We start from the raw sequence: 19,715 nt of genomic DNA on the forward strand, positions 1-19,715 counted from the left end.
CGATCGGCCGACTGGCCGCCCGACTGACCGACCGACGTGAGGAGTACGCCGTGCAGGCCGCGACGACCGCGAACCCCGTGCGGCGCAAGGCAACCAGGCCTCGCGCCGACGCCCTGCGCAACCGGGAGCGGATCGTCACCGCCGCCCGCGAGATGTTCGTCGAGCACGGCCCCGAGGTGCCGCTTGACGAGATCGCCCGCCGGGCCGGCATCGGCAACGCCACGCTGTACCGCAACTTCCCGGACCGTGACGCCCTCGTGCGCGAGGTCGTCTGCTCGGTCATGGACCGTACGGCGCGGGCGGCCGAGCGGGCGCTGGCCGAGACGGGCGATGCCTTCGACGCCCTGGAGCACTTCGTGCACGCCGCCGCCGACGAGCGGATCAGCGCGCTGTGCCCGATGGTCTCCAGCACTTTCGACCGGCACCACCCCGACCTGGAAGCCGCCCGCGAGAGGATCGAGCACCTCATCGAGGAGGTCATGGACCGCGCCAAGGAGGCCGGGCAACTGCGCCCCGACGTGGGCGTCGGCGATGTGACGATCGCCGTGGCCCAGCTCTCCCGGCCGCCGGCCGGCACCGGCTGCGGCAGCATCGACCGCTTCGTGCACCGTCATCTGCAACTGTTCCTGGACGGCCTGCGGGCCCCGGCCCGATCTGCCCTGCCGGGTGCGGCCGCGACCCTGGAGGACCTCCGCCGGGCCTGACCGGCCGGGAGCGATCGGCCCGGGACCGTCCTCCGGTCATCGCCGGTGCCGGCAGTCCGGCCGTCGCCCCGCCAACCGAACTCATCATCCGAAACCGAGCCCCGGGCCGGCCGTGAGGGTCGGCCGCGACCTTCCGACACCGCCTTTTCCGTCTTTCTTTTCCAGTCTCTTCCGGTCTCTTCCATCTCTCTGTCTTTTTCCGTCACGAAGTCCCGAAGTGGGTACCCCCATGTCTGAAACAGCCGAAAAGGCTCCCGGCGTCCCGGAGACCGGCGACCCGGGCCGCTGGAAGGCGCTCGTCTTCATCGCGCTCGCCCAGTTGATGGTCGTGCTGGACGCGACCATCGTGAACATCGCCCTGCCCTCCGCCCAGCACGACCTGGGCATCTCCGACGGCAACCGGCAGTGGGTCGTCACGGCCTACGCCCTGGCCTTCGGCGGACTGCTGCTCTTCGGCGGCCGGATCGCCGACCTGTGGGGCCGCAAGCGCGCCTTCGTGACCGGTCTCACCGGCTTCGCGGCGGCCTCCGCGCTCGGCGGCGCGGCCACGACCGGCGCGATGATGTTCGGCGCCCGCGCGTTGCAGGGCGTCTTCGGCGCGCTGCTCGCGCCCGCCGCGCTCTCCCTGCTCGCGGTGACGTTCACCGACGCCAAGGAGCGCGCCAAGGCGTTCGGCATCTACGGCGCGATCGCCGGTGGCGGTGGTGCCGTCGGCCTGATCCTGGGCGGATTCCTCACCGAGTACCTGGACTGGCGCTGGACGTTCTTCGTGAACATCCCGTTCGCCGTCGTCGCCGCGGCCGGCGCCTACTTCGTCGTCCGTGAGCCGTCCGGCGGCCGCAACCGCTCCCCGCTCGACGTCCCGGGCGTGGTGCTGTCCACCCTCGGCCTGGTCGCCCTGGTGTACGGCTTCACCCGGGCCGAGTCCGAGGGCTGGAGCGACACCCTGACCGTCTCGATGTTCGTCGCGTCCGCCGTTCTGCTGCTGGCCTTCGCACTGGTCGAGTCACGGGTGAAGGCCCCGCTGCTGCCGCTGCGCGTGGTCACCGACCGCAACCGCGGCGGGATCTACCTGTCGCTGGGCCTGGCGGTCATCGGGATGTTCGGCCTGTTCCTCTTCCTGACGTACTACCTCCAGGTCGTGCGGGGGTACACGCCGGTGCGGACCGGCTTCGCCTTCCTCCCGATGGTCGCGGGCATGATCACCGGCTCCACCCAGATCGGCACCCGCCTGATGACCCGGGTCGCACCGCGACTGCTGATGGGCCCCGGCTTCCTGGTCGCCGCCTCGGGCATGCTGCTGCTGACCCAGCTGGAGACCGGCTCCTCCTACGCCGCCCTGCTGCTGCCCGCGATGCTGCTGCTGGGCCTCGGCATGGGTACGGCGTTCATGCCGGCCATGTCCCTGGCCACGCAGGGTGTCCAGCCGCGGGACGCGGGCGTCGCCTCCGCGATGGTCAACACCTCGCAGCAGGTGGGCGGCGCCATCGGCACGGCCCTGCTGAACACGATCGCGGCCTCGGCCACGACCTCGTACATCCAGGACCACATCGCGGGTGCCGCCACCAGGCCCCAGCAGCAGCTGGTCCAGCTGCAGGGCATGGTGCACGGCTACACCAGCGCCGTCTGGTTCGCCGTCGGCATCCTGGTCGTTGCCGCCGTGATAGCCCTGACCCTCGTCGACGCGGGGCGTCCGGGCGGTACCAAGGTGACCGGGTCCGGTTCCGGCGCGGGCGCCGAGGACGAGGCGGCGGTGCCGGTCATCGCCCACTGAGGCGCTGCAGAGGCACCGCTGAGGCGCCCACCGAGGCGCCGGCCCCGAGGTGCCCGCCCCGAGGCACCCGCTGAGGCGCCCACCGGGCGGTACGCACCTCAGCCGGCCTCAGCGGAGCCAGGGCAGGTCCGCACCCGCTTCGTCCGGCTGGAGTCCCTCGGCGACGATCTGCATGATCTCGCCGAGGGACTTCTGCTGTGCCGGGCTGAGCCGGTCGAAGAGCGCCTGGCGTACGGCGGTCACATGGCCCGGCGCGGTGCGGCGCAGCACCTGAAGGCCCTGGTCGGTCAGGACCGCGAACTGGCCGCGCTTGTCGGAGGGGCAGTCCTCGCGGCGCACCCAGCCGTTCTTCTCCAGGCGGGCGATGGCGTGGGAGAGGCGGGAGCGGGTGATCTTGGCGTCCATGGCCAGCTCGGTCATCCGCAGCCGGTGCTGCGGAGCCTCGGCGAGCTTGACGAGGAGGCCGTAGTAGATGTGCGGCATGCCGGCGTCGCGCTGGAGCTGGCGGTCGAGGTGGTCCTCGAGCAGGGTGGTGGCGTGCAGGTAGGAACGCCAGACGCGCTGCTCCTCGGCGGTGAGCCAGCGGTGGGCATCGGCCTCTGCGGGGGCGGGCTCGGGGGCGGAAGCGGGTGCCGTGTTCATACGTCCACTGTACGAGCTGCTTCTTGAATGTTAAACAAACTGGATGTAATGTGGGCTGTGGAGCTTTAGGTTTCAAGCATTCTGCCCAGGGGTCACGGACCTCTACGTCGCAGGGAGTCGCCACCATGTCCGCCGCCGCTCGGGAACGCATGCCCGCCCTCTACCTCAGCCACGGTGCCCCGCCGCTCGCGGACGACCCGGTCTGGCCCGGTCAGCTCGCCGCCTGGTCCGCCGAGCTGCCCCGCCCCAAGGCGATCCTCGTGGTCTCGGCCCACTGGGAGGAGGCCCCGCTGGCCCTCGGCGCCATCGAGACGGTCCCCCTGGTCCACGACTTCTGGGGCTTCCCCGAGCACTACTACCGGGTGCGGTACGACGCCCCCGGCGCCCCCGAACTCGCCGAGAGCGTGCGGAAGTTGCTGCGCGCCCCCGGAATGCCCTTGCAGGACGTCCCGGACCGCGGCCTCGACCACGGCGCCTACGTCCCGCTCGTCGAGATGTTCCCCGCGGCCGACATACCCGTGCTCCAGGTCTCCATGCCGACCCTCGACCCGGTCAGGCTCATGGACATCGGCCGCAGGCTGGCGCCGCTGCGCGACGAGGGTGTACTGATCGTCGGCTCCGGCTTCTTCACCCACAACCTGGCCGCCCTGCGGCACACCGGGAGCGGGGTCCCGAGCTGGTCGGCGGAGTTCGACGACTGGGGCAGGCGTGCCCTGGAGGCCCGTGACTGGGACGCCCTGCTGGACTTCCTCGACAAGGCCCCGGCCGGCCGGTACGCCCACCCGCGCACCGAGCACTTCGCCCCGCTGTTCGTGACCATGGGCGCGGCGGAGGCCGGCGGCGAGCTGGGTACGCAGAACTCGGTGATCGACGGCTTCTGGATGGGCCTGGCCAAGCGCTCGGTGCAGTTCGGCTGAGACATGTGCGCCCCCGCTGCGTAAGACGAGGGTGTGGAGAGTCTTGGATTTTCCCGAGAGTCCGGGTTCGCGGCAACCTTCCGCCGGTGCGATTCGTCAATCAGGGTGGAAGGCGGTCGAAGGGGACGCTCTTCCGGAAGTGGCGCCATCGGTGTGAGCGGGGTCTCGCATCCGGGGCGACCGGCGGGGTCCTTGAGGGACCCGGGAAGCCCTCGGTGCCACCCTGACCTGCGGTTCCGTAACCGTCGGCGGCGACGTTCGGCGGCTGCGACGAGACAGGGTACTGCATGATCAGAAAATTGGGGGGCGGGTTGGGAATTCTGTCCGGATTCCAGTCGTTGTTTCCATCGGATGCCGGGCACCCGAGGAGAGTTCCGAAGCAGGTGCCGAGCATCTGAAGGACCACCCGCTGACCCACCATCGCAAGGGAGCACGCATGGCAACCCGTGCCGTCGCCCGTCGTCAGTCCGCCACCGGCGAGACGGCCGACGCGGCAAGCAGTGTTCGCGCCCATGGCGGCGAGATCGCCGATCGCGACCTGGTCGGCATGTATCTTGACGAGATCGCGCGTACACCGCTGCTCGACGCCGCCAAGGAGGTCGAGCTGTCCCAGATCATCGAGGCGGGTGTGTTCGCGCAGCAGATCCTCGACGGGCACGAGCAGACGAAGACGGACACCACCGACGAGGAGCTTCGGGCCCTGGTCGCCCAGGGGGAGCGGGCCAAGGACGTCTTCATCCGTTCCAACCTGCGCCTGGTCGTGGCGGTCGCCCGGCGGTACCCGCGCAGCGGCCTGCCCCTGCTGGACCTGATCCAGGAGGGCAACGCGGGCCTGGTGCGCGCGGTGGAGAAGTTCGACTACCGCAAGGGCTTCAAGTTCTCGACGTACGCCACCTGGTGGATCCGCCAGGCGATCACGCGCTCGATAGCCGACCAGTCGCGCACCATTCGGCTGCCCGTCCACCTCGTGGAGGAGCTCGGCCGTATCCGCCGCGTCCAGCGCGAGTTCAACCGGGAGCACGGCCGCGACCCGGAGCCCGTGGAGATCGCCGAGGAGCTCGGCTCGACGCCCGAGCGCGTCTCGGACGTCCTCGACTGGGCCCGTGACCCGGTCTCGCTGAACATGTCGGTGGACGACGAGGGCGAGACCCAGTTCGGGGACCTGCTGGAGGACACTTCCGCGGTGTCGCCCGAGCAGTCGGTCATGACGCTTCTGCGCAGCGAGGGACTCGACGACCTCATCGGCCGCCTCGACCAGCGCACGGCCTCCATCATCAAGATGCGGTACGGCATAGAGGACGGTCGCGAGCGTACGCTCACCGAGGTCGGCAAGGAGCACGGGCTGACGCGTGAACGCATCCGCCAGATCGAGAAGCACGCGCTGCTGGAGCTGAAGAAGCTGGCCCGCGACACCGGGTTCGACGCGGCGGCGTGAGGCCGTTCCGAAAGCGATCCGGCCAGGGATCGACCAGGGAATCGTCCGGGGGCGCGCCCGCAGGGCCGTCCCGGCGGACGTTCGTCCCCGGTGGACGGCCGGCCGGGGCGTGGTGAGACCGGGCGCGTGAGGCTGTCGGTGCACCGGGCGACCGCGTGCGCCCGGTGGCGAAAGGCCGCGCAAACATGGCCGTGTACCGCCGCTTCAAGGGGCGGGGGCATGGGAACAACCCTTCAGAGCCCAGGAGTTCGGTCCCCGGACGGGTTCCGGCCCGGACCTGCTCCGGCCGCCTTCGGCGGAACGCACTGATGTCCAGAGCCAAGTCCCGACGCACTCCCCCCGGCGCCGGGACTCTCCCCGAGCCGGGTTTCGGCGCCTCTCCCCCCGGGGCGCCGGAGCCCGGCTCCTGCTTCGGTCCCCGGGGTCTCGAGTTGGCGAGAGGCGCGCCACCCGCGCCGGAGGCCGCCCTGCCTCTGTGCAACCCTGGCGGCCTACGGCCCTACGAAACCTCCCCCGGGAGGCCGGACGGGACGGCCGGCCCGCCCTCCCCCTGCTCCCCACCGCCCCCGCCGGCCCGCGTCAGCCGAGCCCCCAACTTCCGTACACACTGCACGAGTTCATCGGGCTCCAGCACCGTGAACTCGCAACCCACCATCGCCAGCCGCACCGCGAGCCACTCGACCCTGTCGCCGGCCGTGGCCCGCAGCCGGCAGCCACCCGTGCCGAGCGGCTCCGGTGCGCCGAGCCACGCGGGCAGCCGCGCCGCGACCACCTCCGCCGGGCCGGCGAAGGTCACCGTGAACGTGTAGGTCTCCTGCCGGTGGTACATCGACTGCCGGAGGTACTCGGCCGCGCTTCCGGTCGGCAGCTCCCGCGGAGCGAACCGCGCACCGGTGGCCAAGGGCTCGCTCACCCGGTCGACGCGGAACGTCCGCCAGTCCGCGCGGTCCAGGTCGTACGCCACGAGGTACCAGCGCCGACCGGTCGACACGAGCCGGTACGGCTCGGTCAGCCGCCGCGACGCGGCCCCGTCGCCGGCCCGGTAGGCGAACCGCAGCCGCTCGTACCCGGCCACCGCGGAGGCCATGACGGTGAGCGTCTCCGTCGCGACGCTCGCCCCGTCTCCGCTGGTCAGCGGAGTCGTCGCGGACTGAAGCGTGGAGACGCGGTGCCGCAGCCGGGCCGGCAGCACCTGTTCCAGCTTCGCCAGCGCCCGTACCGAAGCCTCGTCCACGCCCTCGATCGCGTGCCCGGCCCCAGCGCGCAGCCCGACCGCGATCGCCACCGCCTCCTCGTCGTCGAGCACGAGGGGCGGCATGGCCTTTCCCGCGACCAGCCGGTAGCCGCCGTCGGCCCCCTTGGTCGCCTGCACCGGATAGCCCAGCTCACGCAGCCGGTCGATGTCCCGCCGGACCGTGCGCCGGGACACCCTGAGCCGTTCGGCGAGTTCACCGCCGGGCCACTCTCGGGGCGTCTGGAGGAGGGAGAGGAGCTGGAGGAGCCGGGCCGGAGTGTCCGTCGTCATGATCTGAGAATGCCGCAGAAGTAGGACACGATCTGGCCTAATGCCTGCCTAGCTTGGCGTCATGTCCTCCACCGAAACCCTTGCCGACAGCCCGGCCCGGACCGCCGACCGCCGTCGCTGGTTCGCGCTGGCGATCGTGATGACCGCGGCCTTCATGGACCTCGTCGACGTCACGATCGTCAACATCGCGATTCCGTCCATCCAGCGGGACGCCGGCGCGTCCTTCAGCCAGATCCAGTGGATCACCGCCGGTTACGCCCTCGCCTTCGCGGCCGGCCTGATCACCGGCGGCCGGCTCGGCGACATCCACGGCCGCAAGCGGCTGTTCCTTCTCGGCATCGGCGGCTTCACCGTCGCGTCCGCGCTGTGCGGCTTCGCCGCGAACCCGGAGATGCTGGTCGCCGCCCGCCTCCTGCAGGGCGCCATGGCGGCGATGATGGTCCCGCAGGTGCTGTCGATCGTGCACGCCACCTTCCCGGCGCACGAACGCGGCAAGGTCTTCGGCCTGTTCGGCGCGATCGTCGGCCTGGGCGCGGTCTCCGGGCCGCTGCTCGGCGCGCTGCTCACCGAGTGGAACCTGTTCGGGCTGGAATGGCGGCCGATCTTCCTCATCAACCTGCCAGTCGGCGTCCTGGCCCTTGTCCTCGGCAACCGTTTCATCAGCGAGTCCAGGGCGCCTCGGGCACTGAAGCTGGACCTCGTGGGGGTAACCCTGGTCACCCTGGGTCTGCTGATGCTGCTCTACCCGCTGACCCGGGGCCGCGAGCTGGGCTGGCCGCTGTGGGGGTACGTCTCGATGGCGGGCGCGCTGGTGGTCTTCGCGGCGCTGGTGGCGTACGAGCGGAGCAAGGCGGCGCGGGACGGCTCGCCGCTCATCGAGCTGTCGCTGTTCCGGGTGAAGAGCTTCGCCGCGGGCATCGCGGTGCAGACCGTCTTCGGTGTCGCGATGGGCGTGTTCTTCCTGGTCTGGACGCTGTACATGCAGGTCGGCCTGGGCTGGAGCCCGCTGCGGGCGGGCCTGACGGGCGTACCGTTCTCGATCGCCGTGTCCACCGCGGCCGGGATGTCGGTGCAGAAACTGGTCCCGCGCTTCGGCCGCAAGGTGCTCCAGGCGGGCGCGCTGGTGATGGCGGCCGGTGTCCTGCTCTACATCTGGGAGTCGGAGTGGTATGGCCTGCACATCGCCCCCTGGCAGATGGCGCTCCCGCTGGTCGTGATGGGCGTGGGCATGGGCCTGATCGTGGCGCCGCTGACCGACGCGGTGCTCTCGGAGGTGCCGCGTGAGCACGCGGGTTCGGCGTCCGGACTGATCAACACCGTGCAGCAGATGGGCAACGCGCTGGGGCTCGGTCTGGTGTCGGTGGTGTTCTTCGGGGTCATCGGCGACCGGTTGACCCCGGCCGAGGTGGGCCCCGCCTTCGTCAACGCCTTCCAGCACGCGCTGGTGTGGGTGGCCGCGGTGCTGGGGGTCATCTTCGTCCTGATGTCGGCCCTGCCCGAGCGGCCGGGCCGGCAGGCGGAGGGGGCCGGGGAGCCCGGGGAGCGGGCCGTGGTGGCGGAGCGGGCGGGCGAGCTGGTGGGCTGACCTGCGCGAGCGATGGCCGATGGGCCCGGCATCCTGGGCGGTGCCGGGCCCCATCGGCGTACGAGCGGGTCCGGCCCCTCGGTGTACGAGCGGTGCGGGGCCCATCGGCGGAAGAGCGATGCCGGGCCCATGGGTGTCCCGGACACAACCGGAAGTCCGTTCATGCCCGATTCCATGCCCGAACCTGTTTACTTCCTGGACGCCCCGGCGTAGCCTGCGAGGAGAAACCACAAGGTCGGGCATCAATCGGAGGCGAACGGACATGTACGCACCGGAGCGGCAGCAGGAGATCCTCCGGCTCGCCCGGGACGGCGGCCGCGTGGACGTCGTGTCGCTCGCCGAGGAGTTCCAGGTGACGGCGGAGACGATCCGCCGCGACCTGAAGGCCCTCGACCGCGCGGGCCTGCTGCGCAGGGTGCACGGCGGCGCCATCCCGGCCGGCCGTCTCGACTTCGAGCCGGACCTCACCGAGCGCGAGTCCACCGCGGCCGACGAGAAGGACCGCATCGCCAAGGCGGCCCTGGCCGAACTGCCGGCCGAGGGCACGCTGATCCTCGACGCCGGTACGACGGTGGCCCGCGTGGCCGCCGCCCTGCCCCTGGAGGCCTCGCTCACCGTCGTCACGCACTCCCTGCCGATCGCGGCCCGCCTCGCGGACCACCCCGGTCTTCAGCTCCACCTCGTGGGCGGGCGGGTGCGCAACCGCACGCGCGCCGCCGTGGACGCCTGGGCGCTGCGGGCCTACGGCGAGATCCGCGCCGACGTGCTGTTCGTCGCCGCCAACGGCTTCTCCGCCGAACACGGTCTGACCACCCCCGACCTCGCCGAGGCCGCGGTGAAGCGGGCGGCGATCGCCGCCGCCCGCCGTGTGGTGCTGCTCGCCGACTCGACCAAGCACGGCCAGGAGCACTTCGCCCGCTTCGGCGGTCTGAACGACGTGGACCTGCTGATCACCGACAGCGGATTGAGTCCCGAGGACGCGGCCGCCATCGAACGCGGCGGCACGGAAGCAGTGCGCGCATGATCGTCACCGTCACCCCCAACCCTTCTCTGGACCGCACCTACGAGGTCCCCTCGCTCGAGCGCGGCCAGGTCGTCCGGGCCACCGGCGAGCGCATGGACCCGGGCGGCAAGGGCGTGAACGTCTCGCGCGCCGTGGCGGCCGCCGGCCGGCGCACGGTCGCCGTGCTGCCCCTGGGCGGCGCGCCGGGCGCGCTCGTCGCGGACCTGCTCGACGCGCAGGGCATCGACGTCGCACCGGTGCCGGTCGCCGGGGCCACCCGCTCGAACATCGCGCTGGCGGAGGCCGACGGTGTCCTGACGAAGATCAACGCGCCGGGTCCTGAACTCTCCTCCGAAGAGCAGGAGTTGCTGCTGGAGACCGTGCGGCGGCAGTCGCGCGGGGCCGACTGGATCGCGTGCTGCGGCAGCCTGCCGCGAGGACTCGCGCCGTCCTGGTACGCCGACCTGGTCGCGCGGGCGCACGAGGCCGGTGTACGCATCGCGCTGGACACCTCCGGACCCGCGCTGCTGGAGGCGCTACGCGAGCGACCGGACCTGGTCAAGCCCAACGCCGCGGAGCTCGCCGAGGCCGTCGGGCGCTCCCTGGCGACGGTCGGCGACGCGGTGAAGGCGGCCGAGGAACTGCGCGGACTCGGCGCGCGCACCGTACTCGCGAGTCTGGGCGCCGACGGTCAGTTGCTCGTGGACGGCGCGGGCGCCTGGTTCGGCAGCGCACGCGTGGACGCCGTCCGCAGCAACGTCGGTGCCGGCGACTCCTCCCTCGCCGGTTTCCTGATCGCCGGCGGCACCGGCCCGGAGGCCCTCGCCCTCGCCGTCGCGCACGGCGCGGCCGCCGTCCAGCTGCCGGGCAGCCTGATGCCGACACCCGCCGACCTGGACCCGGCGGCGGTGACGGTCACGGCGGACGTGCCGGTGGACCGCGCGCTGACGGAGCCGGTGACATGACCCCCCGTCCGTCCCGCACCCGGTGCCGTACGACGCCTCCGCCGGCCCGCACCCCTTACGACTCTCCCCGCACTGCCCCCGTCCCCACCCCCGCCCATCCCACTGACCGGGCGATACGCGCGCTGAGGAGCCCGCGATGAGCGACATGATCACCGCGGACCTGGTCGACCTCGACCTGTCCGCCGACACCAAGGAAGCGGCGGCGCGCTCCCTCGCCGAGCGGATGGTGGCCCTGGGCCGGGTGACCGACCTGGAGGGCTTCCTCGCCGACGTGGCCGCCCGCGAGGCGCAGATGCCCACCGGCCTCGACGGCGGCATCGGCATCCCGCACTGCCGCAGCGAGCACGTGGTCGAGCCGACGCTCGCCTTCGGCCGCAGCGCCGCCGGCGTCGACTTCGGCGCGGCGGACGGGCCCGCGGACCTGATCTTCCTGATCGCGGCCCCGGCCGGCGCCGACGACGCCCACCTGAAGATCCTCTCCTCGCTGGCCCGGCAGCTGATGAACGGCGAGTTCACCTCCGCGCTGCGGTCGGTGGACGACGCGGCGGCCGCTGCCGCGCTCATCCGCGGGGAGGAGGCTTCGAACGAGGCCACGGCAGGGGACAAGGGCTCCGCCACGGACACCGAGGGTTCCGCCGCGACCGCCGAAGACGCCTCCGGGCAGGCGGCGGGCGCCCCCGAAGACACCGCCGCGACGCCGGGGGCGGCCTCCTCCGGCGCCGTGGCGGGCAGCACGGCTCCGGCGCCGGACGCGAGCGCTACGGACGGGTCCGGCGCGAAGAAGTCCGAGTCCGCTCCGGAGCCGGGCGGCACCGCGGGCGCTTCCGGCGTTTCCGGTGCTCCCCATGCTTCCGGCGAGCGTCCGTTCCGGATCGTCGCCGTCACCTCCTGCCCCACCGGTATCGCGCACACCTACATGGCGGCCGAGTCGCTGGAGAACGCCGGCCGCGAGGCGGGCGTCGAGGTCGTCGTCGAGACACAGGGTTCGGCCGGCTTCACCCGGCTCGACCCGGCGGTGATCGCGGCGGCCGACGGCGTGATCTTCGCCCACGACGTCCCCGTACGCGACAAGGACCGCTTCGCCAGGAAGCCGGTCGTCGACGTCGGTGTGAAGGCGGGCATCAACCGGCCCGGCGAGCTGATCACCGAGGTCCGCGCCAAGGCCGCGCGCGGTGAGGCGACCGCGGCGGCGGTGCCGGGCGGCACACCGGTCGAGCGGGTCGGCGAACCGGGCGAGCGCTATGGTACGAAGCTGCGCAAGTGGCTCATGTCCGGCGTCAGTTACATGGTTCCCTTCGTCGCCGCGGGCGGTCTGCTGATCGCCCTCGGGTTCGCGATCGGCGGCTACAAGATCAACAAGGCGCCGTCGGTGATGGACCACTTCGTCTGGACCCAGGCCGACAGCTGGGCCGCCCTGCTGTTCCAGATCGGTGGCGTGGCCTTCGCCTTCCTCGTCCCGGTGCTGGCCGGCTACATCGCCTACGGCATGGCGGACCGCCCCGGACTCGTCCCCGGCTTCGTCGGCGGCTCGATCGCGCTCACCATCAACGCCGGCTTCCTCGGCGGTCTGGCGGCCGGTCTGGTCGCCGGTGGTGTGGTGATGGCGATCCAGAAGGTGCGCATCCCGGCTGCCCTGCGCGGCATCATGCCGGTGGTGGTGATCCCGCTGATCTCCTCGGCGGTCGTCGGGTTCCTGATGTTCGTGGTCATCGGCAAACCCATCGCCACCGCGCAGAAGGGCATGACCGACTGGCTGAACGGGCTGACCGGCACCAACGCCGTCCTGCTCGGCGCGCTGCTCGGCCTGATGATGTGCTTCGACCTCGGCGGTCCGGTCAACAAGGTCGCCTACACCTTCGCCACCGCCGGTATCGCGGTGTCCAATCCCAGCGACTCCGCCATGAAGATCATGGCCGCGGTGATGGCGGCCGGAATGGTCCCGCCGCTGGCGATGGCCCTGGCCACGACCGTGCGCGGCAAGCTGTTCACCCACACCGAGCGGGAGAACGGCAAGGCCGCCTGGGTCCTGGGCGCCTCCTTCATCTCCGAGGGCGCCATTCCGTTCGCGGCGGCCGACCCGCTGCGCGTCATTCCGTCGTCGATGATCGGCGGCGCGCTCACCGGCGCCCTGTCGATGCTCTTCGGTGCCACGCTCCGTGCCCCGCACGGCGGCATCTTCGTGGTCCCGCTGATCGGCAACCCGTTCCTCTATCTGATCGCCATCGCGGCGGGCGTGTGCGTGACCACCGCCCTGGTGGTCGCCGTGAAGACCCTGCGAAAGCCGGTGCGGGGCGCGGCTGCCGCCGAGGCGGGCGAGGGCGCGCCGCCCGAACCCGCCGACCGGAAGCAGCCGGTGGCGGCCTGATCCGCTCCTCGTCTCCTTGTCCCTTTGGTGTGCTGTGAGTTGTTCACGGCACCTGCGAGATACGTCACGGTCCGGGGCCAAAGTCCCGGACCGTGGTGTCTACTGGGGCACATGCCTCAGCATGTCTCGACCCTGATGTGGATCGGTGTGGCCGTCCCCGCCGCACTGTCCGTCGCCTGCCTGATCGGCCTCGCCCGCATCCGACGCGGCATCCGCCTCGAGACCGCTCGACAGCAGTCCACCCCGAGGCTGCCGGGCCTTCCGCTCCAGCGCGGGGCCGGACCCGGCAGGGAGTTCGTCGAACTGACCTCGGAGGAGAAGGACGCCTTCGCGGGCCTGGTGCGTCGACTCGGCAACGGCCGCTGAGGCCCATACCGGCCGACAGGGTCTAGGACATCTGCGCCGCGCGCTGTTCCATCGCGCTGCGGGCCGCGTCCTCCGTCACGTACACCTCGCACATGTGGCGACCGTCGGCGGTCGCCGTGTGCTCGACCTCCCAGAGCGAGACCTCCACGCCGTCGTCCAGCAGGAACGCGTGCTCGTAGAGCGAGAAGCACAGCCCGGCGCGGCCCGCGCGGCAGGGGCGGCCGAAGGCCTGCGTGATCCGGTGACCGGACGCCGTCGCCAGCAGGGACGCGACGTCCGCGCCCGGCCGGTCGGCGTTCTCCGCGCGCCGCAGCAGACGGCGTGCGTGGTCGGCGGAGTCGCCGGACGCGTACGCGTGCCGTGTCTGGGGCGGCGGCGGGAGCTGGACCAGTATCGGCAGCTCGAACTCCGGCGCGTCCGGCGGGAGCGGCAGCCGGGCGGTGGCGGTGTTCAGCTCCTCCTCGTCGTCGTACACCTCGTGCTGCACCTCGCTGCCGGGCGCGGTGTTGTGCACCAGCTCCCAGAGGGTGAGCGCCGAGCCGTCGGCGAGCAGCCAGGTGTGCCGGTAGGTCTCCCGGTGCAGTCCGGCGCTGTGGTGCGCGGAGTGCAGTGAACCGTCATAGGCCAGGGCGCAGTCGAGCCGCTGTATCGTCTGGTCGGGTAACTCGAAGGAGTTCAGGGCGCTGCCGAGGAGCCGCGCGAGGTGCTCCTCCGGAGACTCGGGCGACTCGCGTGGCTCGTACGCAGTCGTCTCGTACGGAACGCTCAAGGTTTCTCCCGGCGTTGCTGCATGTCACCTTGTGGGTGCATACCGTAGCCCCTCGGTCGAGCATCATGTCCGCGAACCGAGAAAACGTCCGCGAGGAAAACGGCCGGCCCGCGCGAGAAGTTCCCGCGTCAGCCGTTGTTCCGTCAAAATCCGCTGGTCAAGAGCGCGTTGTGAAGCAGGCACCGAGCAGAGGGCGCTGCGAAAGGTCAACGGGCGCCGTACAGCTCCTCGTAGGCCGGCCACTCTCCACCCGGTCCGGTCACCGCCTCGGCGGCCCGTACCGCGCGGACGATCGCGCGGGTCACCTGGTCCGCGCCCGCCGCGAGGATCTCGTTCAGGGCGAGCGGGGAACCGGGGTCGAGCGGACGCGCCCCAGTGGCCAGCGCGAACACCGTGTCGCCGTCGTTGAGCAGATGCACCGGACGTACGGCGCGCGCGATGCCGTCGTGCGCCGTGCCGGCCAGCTTCTGCGCCTGCGCCTTGGTCAGGTCCGCGTCGGTGGCGACCACCGCCAGGGTGGTGTTCAGCGGGGGCGGCGCGTTCCTAGCGGCGGCCTCGGCGAGGCGCCGCCGCGCCACCTCGTGCACCCCCGCGTGGGGATACTCCACCGGCCCCTGGAACAACTCCCCGTACAGCACCCCCGTTTCCGGATCGACCGCCGACCCCACCGCGTTGGCCACCGCCAGCGCGGCGACCGTGACGCCGGAGTCGAGCACCGTGCTCGCCGTGCCGACCCCTCCCTTGAGCGGTCCCACGGCCGCTCCGGTCCCGGCGCCCACGCACCCCTCGGGCACGCGTCCGCCCACCTCGCTCGCCGCCGCGGCCTCGACCGCGGCGCGCCCGGTGGCCGCGTCCGGCCGGGCCCGGAAGTCACCACCGCGGCCCAGGTCGAACACGCAGGCGGCGGGTACGACCGGTACGACGTGCGAAGGGTCCGGCCCGACCCGGACTCCGCGCCCCTGCTCCTCCAGCCAGGCCATCACCCCCGAGGCGGCGTCCAGCCCGTAGGCACTGCCGCCGGTCAGGACCACCGCCTCCACCGTCCGCACCAGATTGCGCGGATCGAGGGCGTCGGTCTCCTTGGTTCCGGGGCCGCCGCCGCGCACCTCCACGGCGGCGACGGCGCCGCCTTCCGGCGCGAGCACGACCGTCGTGCCGGTGAGCCAACCGCCGCCCGTGCGCGTCGCATGTCCCACCCGCACGCCTTCGACGTCCGTCAGAGCGTCCACTGTCATGGGAGCCAGTCTCCCGGGCGCAGCGGGGTCACGGGCCTCTTCGGAGTCATGGACCTCTTCGGAGGTACGGCAGGAAACGTCAGGCCGCCCGACCCGACGCGGACCGTACCCTTGAGGCATGAGTACCGCCCCCGAGCCGCGTGACCCGAAGGCCGCGCTGATCTTCGACGACCCGCTGAACCAGCAGTCCACGGACGACACCGACCGCGGGTGGGGCGAGCGCACGGACAGCGACGCCGCCGCCGATCTCAAGCGCTTCCTGGACGAGAAGCCTCCCCACCACCTCTGAGGCGGGTGGGCCCGCCGGAGCGCGGACGCTACCGCTCGCCGTACTCGGAGCCGCGCCGGGCGACCAGCTCGTCGCGGATCTCCTTGAGCACCTCCAGCTCGGTCACCTCCACGACCTCCTGCGCGCCCTCCCTGGCCTTCTTCCGCGCCTCCTGGCGGGCCAGGAACTTCGCCATGGGCAGGACCATCAGGAAGTAGACCACCGCCGCGGTGATCAGGAACTGGAGGGCGGCGCCGAGGACCGAACCCCACATTATCTGGATGCCCTGATCGCCCTCGCAGGTGGCGCTCAGGCACGAGTCGTAATGGTCGAGGTTCTTGGTGCCGATCGCTCCGACGACCGGACTGATCACACCCTTCACCACCGCGTTGACGATGTTGGTGAAGGCGGCGCCGACGACCACGGCTACTGCCAGATCGACGACGTTCCCGCGCATCAGAAAGGCTTTGAAGCCCTGCCAGACACTCGGGTCCTTCTTGTCGCTCACCTGCGGCCCCTCCTCGGACATGCAACTGCAACGTGCGGAACAAACAGCTCCGCAACCTACGGCTCACCACAGGGTCACCGCCAGCCTGGCCGTCGCGCTCGCCCCGGCCAGCCCCGCCGCGGTGGAGCGCGGTACCGACAGCGCGACCAGCGCTCCGCCCCCGGCCACGTCGTCCACGGGCTCCGGGACCTTGGCCACGCGGGCTCCGTGTGCGACCACTCGGGCCTGCCCGCCCGTCGCCGGATCCTCCGCGGCGATCACGTCGACCCGGTCGCCGGGGCGCAGCAGCCGGACCGTGGCCGCGTCCGCGATGCGCACGGGTGCGATCACCGTGCGCACCTCGTCCGCGCCGCGGTGCCCGGCGGCCCGGCCGGCTCCGTCGGCCGGCGCCGGCTGCCCGCCGCGAGGGGGGTCTGGAGCATCCCGCGGGCCCGCTGCCACGAGCGCCGCCGCGGTGACGGCGAGCCCGGCCGCCACCGCGCGGCCCCGGTGCCGTACGAGCCGGCGCAGCCCGTACCGCCCGCCGCGCACGCGCACCGGCGCGAAGTGCGGCACCTCACATGTGGCCGGGGCGTCCGTGCCGGGCGCGTACGGAGAGGACCGCGTGAGGGACGCCGGGGGAGCAGAGGGCGCCAAGAGAGGGGAGGACGGGGAGGGCAGGGGCGAGGGCGGCACCGGCGAGGAGGGCACCGGCGAGTAGGGAGACGGAAAGGACACGGACGCGGAGGACGAGGACGGCTGGGACATGCGGACCACCACCAGCGACGGGGATTTCGGCTTGCGACCCCCACGATGAGGCATCACGCCGCCGCCCGCCGGAGCCCGTGTGCTACTCGCCGGTTGTGGACAACTCCCTCACCCGAAGGAGCAATTCCGCCCCACTACGGCAGCGCGAACCCCGGGTCCATCCCGCCGAGCGCCGCGGCGCACAGGCAGTCCCGCTCCTCGGTCGTGGGCAGCGCGGCCACCGCGTCGAACAGAACGCCCCGCAGCCGCTCCACGTTGGCCGCGAACACCCGCAGCACCTCCTCGTGCGAGACGCCCTCGCCGCTCTCCGCGCCCGCGTCCAGGTCGGTGACCAGCGTCAGAGAGGTGTAGCAGAGCTCCAGTTCGCGGGCTAGCGCCGCCTCGGGGTGGCCGGTCATGCCCACCACCGACCAGCCCTGCGCCTGGTGCCACAACGACTCGGCCCGGGTCGAGAAGCGGGGCCCCTCCACCACGACGAGGGTGCCGCCGTCCACCGCCTCCCAGCCCCGTCCGCGTGCCGCCTTCAGCGCGGCCGTCCGGCCCACCGGGCAGTACGGGTCGGCCAGCGAGACGTGCACGACGTTCGGCATCGTGCCGTCGGGCCGAGGCAGCCCGTCGAAGTAGGTCTGCGCCCGGGACTTCGTACGGTCGACGAACTGGTCGGGCACGAGCAGCGTGCCCGGCCCGTACTCGGGGCGCAGCCCGCCCACCGCGCAGGGCCCGAGCACCTGGCGCACGCCCACGGAGCGCAGCGCCCACAGGTTGGCCCGGTAGTTGATGCGGTGCGGCGGGAGGTGGTGGCCCCGGCCGTGCCGGGGCAGGAAGGCGACCCGCCGGCCGGCGACCTCACCGAGGAAGAGGGAGTCACTGGGTGCCCCGTACGGCGTGTCCACCCGGACCTCGGTCACGTCGTCGAGGAACGAGTAGAAGCCGGAACCGCCGATGACACCGATCTCTGCGTTCGCCATGACCAGCACACTAGCGCCCGCGCATACGCCGAGGACCCCACCGTCCCAAGACGGCGGGGTCCCGGAAGGAAGACCTCAGGCGGCGGAGCTGCCGGCCGAGCTCGTGGACGTCGAGGACGACGAGGACGAGCCGGAGGACGACCCCGACGAGGAAGACGAGGAAGAAGAGGAAGAAGAGTTCGACGACTTCGACGACGACGCCGCGCTGCTGCTCGACGAGGAGCCGCGGCTGTCGTTGCGGTAGAAGCCGGATCCCTTGAAGACAATGCCGACCGCGGAGAACACCTTCTTCAGGCGGCCACCGCAACCGGGGCACTCGGTGAGCGCGTCGTCGGTGAACTTCTGCACCGCCTCGAGGCCCTCGCCGCACTCGGTGCACTGGTACTGATAGGTGGGCACTGTCTTCCTCCTGGCACTCTCACTCGATGAGTGCTAACGACGGTCCATAGTGACGTATTCCCGAGGATCAGTCCACTGTGACGTGGGCGCGGTGACCGACGCCACGTGCGACCGTGCGGCCGTGCGACCGGGCCGCGAGCCGCGACCTGAGGGCCACCAGGGTGAGAAGGGCCAGCACCGTGCCGGTCATCGGCACCAGGAAGCCGGCGCCGCCCCACAGCCGGTCCTCCATCTGCCCGGCGGCGGTGACCGCCGCCGCCTGGCCGAGCGCGACCGCGCCCGTGAGCCAGGTGAACGCCTCGGTGCGGGCGCCGGCCGGGACCAGGCTCTCCACCAGGGTGTAGCCGGTGATCAGGGCGGGCGCGATGCACATGCCGACCAGGAGGCCGAGCGCCGCGAGGAGCGGCACCGAGTGCGCGGTCCACAGTGCGGACGCGGCCAGCGCCAGGGCGGTGTAGCCGACGAGGAGGCGGTGCTGCGGTGCGGCCTTCCAGGCGATGGCGCCGCAGACGACGCCGGAGAGCATGTTGCCCGCGGCGAAGGTTCCGTACAGCACGCCGTTGAGGCCGGGCGCGCCGATCGACTCGGTGAACGCGGCCAGCGAGACCTGCATGCCGCCGAAGACCGAGCCGATGCCGAGGAAGGTCGCGATCAGCACCCGCACCCCGGGGACGCGCAGGGCGGAGGCGTGCTCCACGCGCGCGTGCCCGCCGCCGGTGACGGGCGGCTGGGTGCGCTTCTGCGCGGCGAACAGCAGACCGCCGACCAGGGTCAGCCCGGCCTCCGTGACCAGTCCGGCGGCCGGGGCGACGGTCGTGCACAGTGCGGTCGCCAGGAGGGGGCCGACGACGAACGTCAGCTCGTCGGTGACAGACTCGAAGGCGGCCGCGGTGGTCATCAGCGGCGAGTCCTTGAGCGTCACGCCCCAGCGGGCACGCACCATCGGGCCGACCTGCGGCACCGAGGCGCCGGTCGGCACGGCCGCCGCGAACAGCGCCCACAGGGGGGCGTGCGCCAGGGCGAGCGCGGTCAGCGTCAGCCCCGCCAGGGTGTGTGCCAGAACACCGGGGACCAGCACCGCGCGCTGCCCGTAGCGGTCGGCGAGGCGTCCGCTGTACGGCGCGAACAGCGCCATGGAGACGCCGGTGACGGCCGCGGTGGCGCCGGCCGCGCCGTAGGAGCCGGTGGTGTGCTGCACCAGCAGCACGATGGAGATGGTGAGCATCGCGAACGGCTGGCGCGCGGCGAAACCGGGGAGCAGGAACGTCCAGGCGCCGCGAGTGCGCAGCAGTTGCCCGTATCCAGGGCGGGAGGATGCCGTCGCGGTCCGCGCCGGTTCGTTGCTGGTGACCGTGGATCCCACGGCCCGTGCCTTTCTGCCGCCTGGTGGCGCGGGCACGGGCGTGCGGGCGCGCCGAGAGCTGTCCTCTTGCGCGGACTGCGGTAGATACCGGCGCCCACTGCGGGGGGCTACCCGGCCGCCATACGGTCGCGCCAGCTCTGCGTCAGGCAGAGTTGGTTCGATCAGGGTGCGCCCTCA

General features: G+C 72.1%; 19 protein-coding genes. 10 read left to right on the forward strand and 9 right to left on the reverse strand.

The window, feature by feature from the left end:
- The first annotated feature begins 50 nt into the window (after window positions 1–50).
- Window positions 51–704: a TetR/AcrR family transcriptional regulator gene (locus ACFY4A_RS19050; RefSeq protein WP_390830553.1), complete on the forward strand. Its 654-nt coding sequence runs from the start codon at window positions 51–53 to the stop codon at window positions 702–704.
- Window positions 705–933: 229 nt separating this feature from the next.
- Window positions 934–2,478: an MFS transporter gene (locus tag ACFY4A_RS19055; RefSeq protein WP_390830554.1), complete on the forward strand. Its 1,545-nt coding sequence runs from the start codon at window positions 934–936 to the stop codon at window positions 2,476–2,478.
- Between the two features lie 108 nt (window positions 2,479–2,586).
- Here ACFY4A_RS19055 and ACFY4A_RS19060 read toward each other — a convergent pair whose 3' ends face one another.
- Window positions 2,587–3,120 carry a MarR family winged helix-turn-helix transcriptional regulator gene (locus ACFY4A_RS19060; protein ID WP_390830555.1) on the reverse strand — a complete coding sequence of 178 codons (534 nt, stop codon included), beginning with the start codon at window positions 3,118–3,120 and terminating at the stop codon, window positions 2,587–2,589.
- Window positions 3,121–3,245: 125 nt separating this feature from the next.
- Here ACFY4A_RS19060 and ACFY4A_RS19065 point away from each other — a divergent pair, with 125 nt between their 5' ends.
- Both ACFY4A_RS19065 and ACFY4A_RS19070 read left to right on the forward strand, forming a co-directional pair.
- Window positions 3,246–4,037 (forward strand): dioxygenase, encoded by a 792-nt coding sequence (locus tag ACFY4A_RS19065; protein WP_390830556.1) that lies wholly within the window; start codon window positions 3,246–3,248, stop codon window positions 4,035–4,037.
- Window positions 4,038–4,473: 436 nt separating this feature from the next.
- Window positions 4,474–5,472 carry an RNA polymerase sigma factor RpoD/SigA gene (locus ACFY4A_RS19070; RefSeq protein WP_390830557.1) on the forward strand — a complete coding sequence of 333 codons (999 nt, stop codon included), beginning with the start codon at window positions 4,474–4,476 and terminating at the stop codon, window positions 5,470–5,472.
- 499 nt (window positions 5,473–5,971) lie between these two features.
- On the opposite strand, the gene ACFY4A_RS19075 is transcribed toward ACFY4A_RS19070, so the two are convergent.
- Complete coding sequence (locus ACFY4A_RS19075; RefSeq protein WP_390830558.1) at window positions 5,972–6,997, reverse strand: helix-turn-helix transcriptional regulator; 1,026 nt, start codon at window positions 6,995–6,997, stop codon at window positions 5,972–5,974.
- A 61-nt stretch (window positions 6,998–7,058) separates the two neighbouring features.
- Between ACFY4A_RS19075 and ACFY4A_RS19080 the strand changes: the two genes are divergently transcribed.
- From ACFY4A_RS19080 to ACFY4A_RS19100, 5 genes are all read left to right on the forward strand, one after another.
- Window positions 7,059–8,582: an MFS transporter gene (locus tag ACFY4A_RS19080; protein WP_390830559.1), complete on the forward strand. Its 1,524-nt coding sequence runs from the start codon at window positions 7,059–7,061 to the stop codon at window positions 8,580–8,582.
- Window positions 8,583–8,844: 262 nt separating this feature from the next.
- Complete coding sequence (locus tag ACFY4A_RS19085) at window positions 8,845–9,606, forward strand: DeoR/GlpR family DNA-binding transcription regulator (protein WP_390830560.1); 762 nt, start codon at window positions 8,845–8,847, stop codon at window positions 9,604–9,606.
- On the forward strand, window positions 9,603–10,550 hold the full coding sequence (gene pfkB / locus ACFY4A_RS19090) for a 1-phosphofructokinase (protein WP_390830561.1): 948 nt from the start codon (window positions 9,603–9,605) through the stop codon (window positions 10,548–10,550). The genes ACFY4A_RS19085 and pfkB overlap by 4 nt, the downstream gene beginning before the upstream one ends.
- A gap of 136 nt (window positions 10,551–10,686) precedes the next feature.
- The gene (locus ACFY4A_RS19095) at window positions 10,687–12,915 is read left to right on the forward strand and encodes a fructose-specific PTS transporter subunit EIIC (RefSeq protein WP_390830562.1); all 2,229 of its coding nucleotides are present in this window, start codon (window positions 10,687–10,689) and stop codon (window positions 12,913–12,915) included.
- A gap of 111 nt (window positions 12,916–13,026) precedes the next feature.
- Window positions 13,027–13,281 (forward strand): hypothetical protein, encoded by a 255-nt coding sequence (locus ACFY4A_RS19100; RefSeq protein WP_390830563.1) that lies wholly within the window; start codon window positions 13,027–13,029, stop codon window positions 13,279–13,281.
- A 22-nt stretch (window positions 13,282–13,303) separates the two neighbouring features.
- Here ACFY4A_RS19100 and ACFY4A_RS19105 read toward each other — a convergent pair whose 3' ends face one another.
- A complete protein-coding gene (locus ACFY4A_RS19105; RefSeq protein WP_390830564.1) occupies window positions 13,304–14,050 on the reverse strand; it encodes a DUF6227 family protein in 747 nt (248 codons plus the stop codon).
- Between the two features lie 206 nt (window positions 14,051–14,256).
- Complete coding sequence (locus ACFY4A_RS19110; RefSeq protein ID WP_390830565.1) at window positions 14,257–15,285, reverse strand: P1 family peptidase; 1,029 nt, start codon at window positions 15,283–15,285, stop codon at window positions 14,257–14,259.
- Between the two features lie 118 nt (window positions 15,286–15,403).
- Here ACFY4A_RS19110 and ACFY4A_RS19115 point away from each other — a divergent pair, with 118 nt between their 5' ends.
- Window positions 15,404–15,574 (forward strand): hypothetical protein, encoded by a 171-nt coding sequence (locus ACFY4A_RS19115; RefSeq protein WP_390830566.1) that lies wholly within the window; start codon window positions 15,404–15,406, stop codon window positions 15,572–15,574.
- 28 nt (window positions 15,575–15,602) lie between these two features.
- Here the strand turns inward: ACFY4A_RS19115 and mscL are convergent, their stop codons facing one another.
- The 5 genes from mscL to ACFY4A_RS19140 all read right to left on the reverse strand — a co-directional run bounded on the left by mscL (window position 15,603) and on the right by ACFY4A_RS19140 (window position 19,538).
- The gene (mscL, locus tag ACFY4A_RS19120; RefSeq protein ID WP_390830567.1) at window positions 15,603–16,061 is read right to left on the reverse strand and encodes a large conductance mechanosensitive channel protein MscL; all 459 of its coding nucleotides are present in this window, start codon (window positions 16,059–16,061) and stop codon (window positions 15,603–15,605) included.
- Between the two features lie 63 nt (window positions 16,062–16,124).
- Complete coding sequence (locus ACFY4A_RS19125; protein WP_390830586.1) at window positions 16,125–16,697, reverse strand: hypothetical protein; 573 nt, start codon at window positions 16,695–16,697, stop codon at window positions 16,125–16,127.
- A gap of 245 nt (window positions 16,698–16,942) precedes the next feature.
- Window positions 16,943–17,776, reverse strand: a complete 834-nt coding sequence (locus tag ACFY4A_RS19130; RefSeq protein ID WP_390830568.1) for an S-methyl-5'-thioadenosine phosphorylase — start codon at window positions 17,774–17,776, stop codon at window positions 16,943–16,945.
- A gap of 75 nt (window positions 17,777–17,851) precedes the next feature.
- Complete coding sequence (locus ACFY4A_RS19135; RefSeq protein WP_390830569.1) at window positions 17,852–18,175, reverse strand: FmdB family zinc ribbon protein; 324 nt, start codon at window positions 18,173–18,175, stop codon at window positions 17,852–17,854.
- Between the two features lie 67 nt (window positions 18,176–18,242).
- Window positions 18,243–19,538, reverse strand: coding sequence for an MFS transporter (locus ACFY4A_RS19140; RefSeq protein ID WP_390830570.1), 1,296 nt, complete (start codon window positions 19,536–19,538; stop codon window positions 18,243–18,245).
- Window positions 19,539–19,715: the final 177 nt, after the last annotated feature.

Origin of the sequence: Streptomyces sp. NPDC001292 (genome assembly GCF_042896465.1) — a bacterium.
Classification (GTDB): Bacteria; Actinomycetota; Actinomycetes; order Streptomycetales; family Streptomycetaceae; genus Streptomyces.

Bases quoted from the DNA above. Each gene is read 5' to 3' on its own strand.
- ACFY4A_RS19055 (WP_390830554.1), top strand. From the start codon at position 934: ATGTCTGAAACAGCCGAAAAGGCTCCCGGCGTCCCGGAGACCGGCGAC.
- ACFY4A_RS19060 (WP_390830555.1), bottom strand. From the start codon at position 3,120: ATGAACACGGCACCCGCTTCCGCCCCCGAGCCCGCCCCCGCAGAGGCC.
- ACFY4A_RS19065 (WP_390830556.1), top strand. From the start codon at position 3,246: ATGTCCGCCGCCGCTCGGGAACGCATGCCCGCCCTCTACCTCAGCCAC.
- ACFY4A_RS19070 (WP_390830557.1), top strand. From the start codon at position 4,474: ATGGCAACCCGTGCCGTCGCCCGTCGTCAGTCCGCCACCGGCGAGACG.
- ACFY4A_RS19075 (WP_390830558.1), bottom strand. From the start codon at position 6,997: ATGACGACGGACACTCCGGCCCGGCTCCTCCAGCTCCTCTCCCTCCTC.
- ACFY4A_RS19080 (WP_390830559.1), top strand. From the start codon at position 7,059: ATGTCCTCCACCGAAACCCTTGCCGACAGCCCGGCCCGGACCGCCGAC.
- ACFY4A_RS19085 (WP_390830560.1), top strand. From the start codon at position 8,845: ATGTACGCACCGGAGCGGCAGCAGGAGATCCTCCGGCTCGCCCGGGAC.
- pfkB (WP_390830561.1), top strand. From the start codon at position 9,603: ATGATCGTCACCGTCACCCCCAACCCTTCTCTGGACCGCACCTACGAG.
- ACFY4A_RS19095 (WP_390830562.1), top strand. From the start codon at position 10,687: ATGAGCGACATGATCACCGCGGACCTGGTCGACCTCGACCTGTCCGCC.
- ACFY4A_RS19100 (WP_390830563.1), top strand. From the start codon at position 13,027: ATGCCTCAGCATGTCTCGACCCTGATGTGGATCGGTGTGGCCGTCCCC.
- ACFY4A_RS19110 (WP_390830565.1), bottom strand. From the start codon at position 15,285: ATGACAGTGGACGCTCTGACGGACGTCGAAGGCGTGCGGGTGGGACAT.
- ACFY4A_RS19115 (WP_390830566.1), top strand. From the start codon at position 15,404: ATGAGTACCGCCCCCGAGCCGCGTGACCCGAAGGCCGCGCTGATCTTC.
- ACFY4A_RS19130 (WP_390830568.1), bottom strand. From the start codon at position 17,776: ATGGCGAACGCAGAGATCGGTGTCATCGGCGGTTCCGGCTTCTACTCG.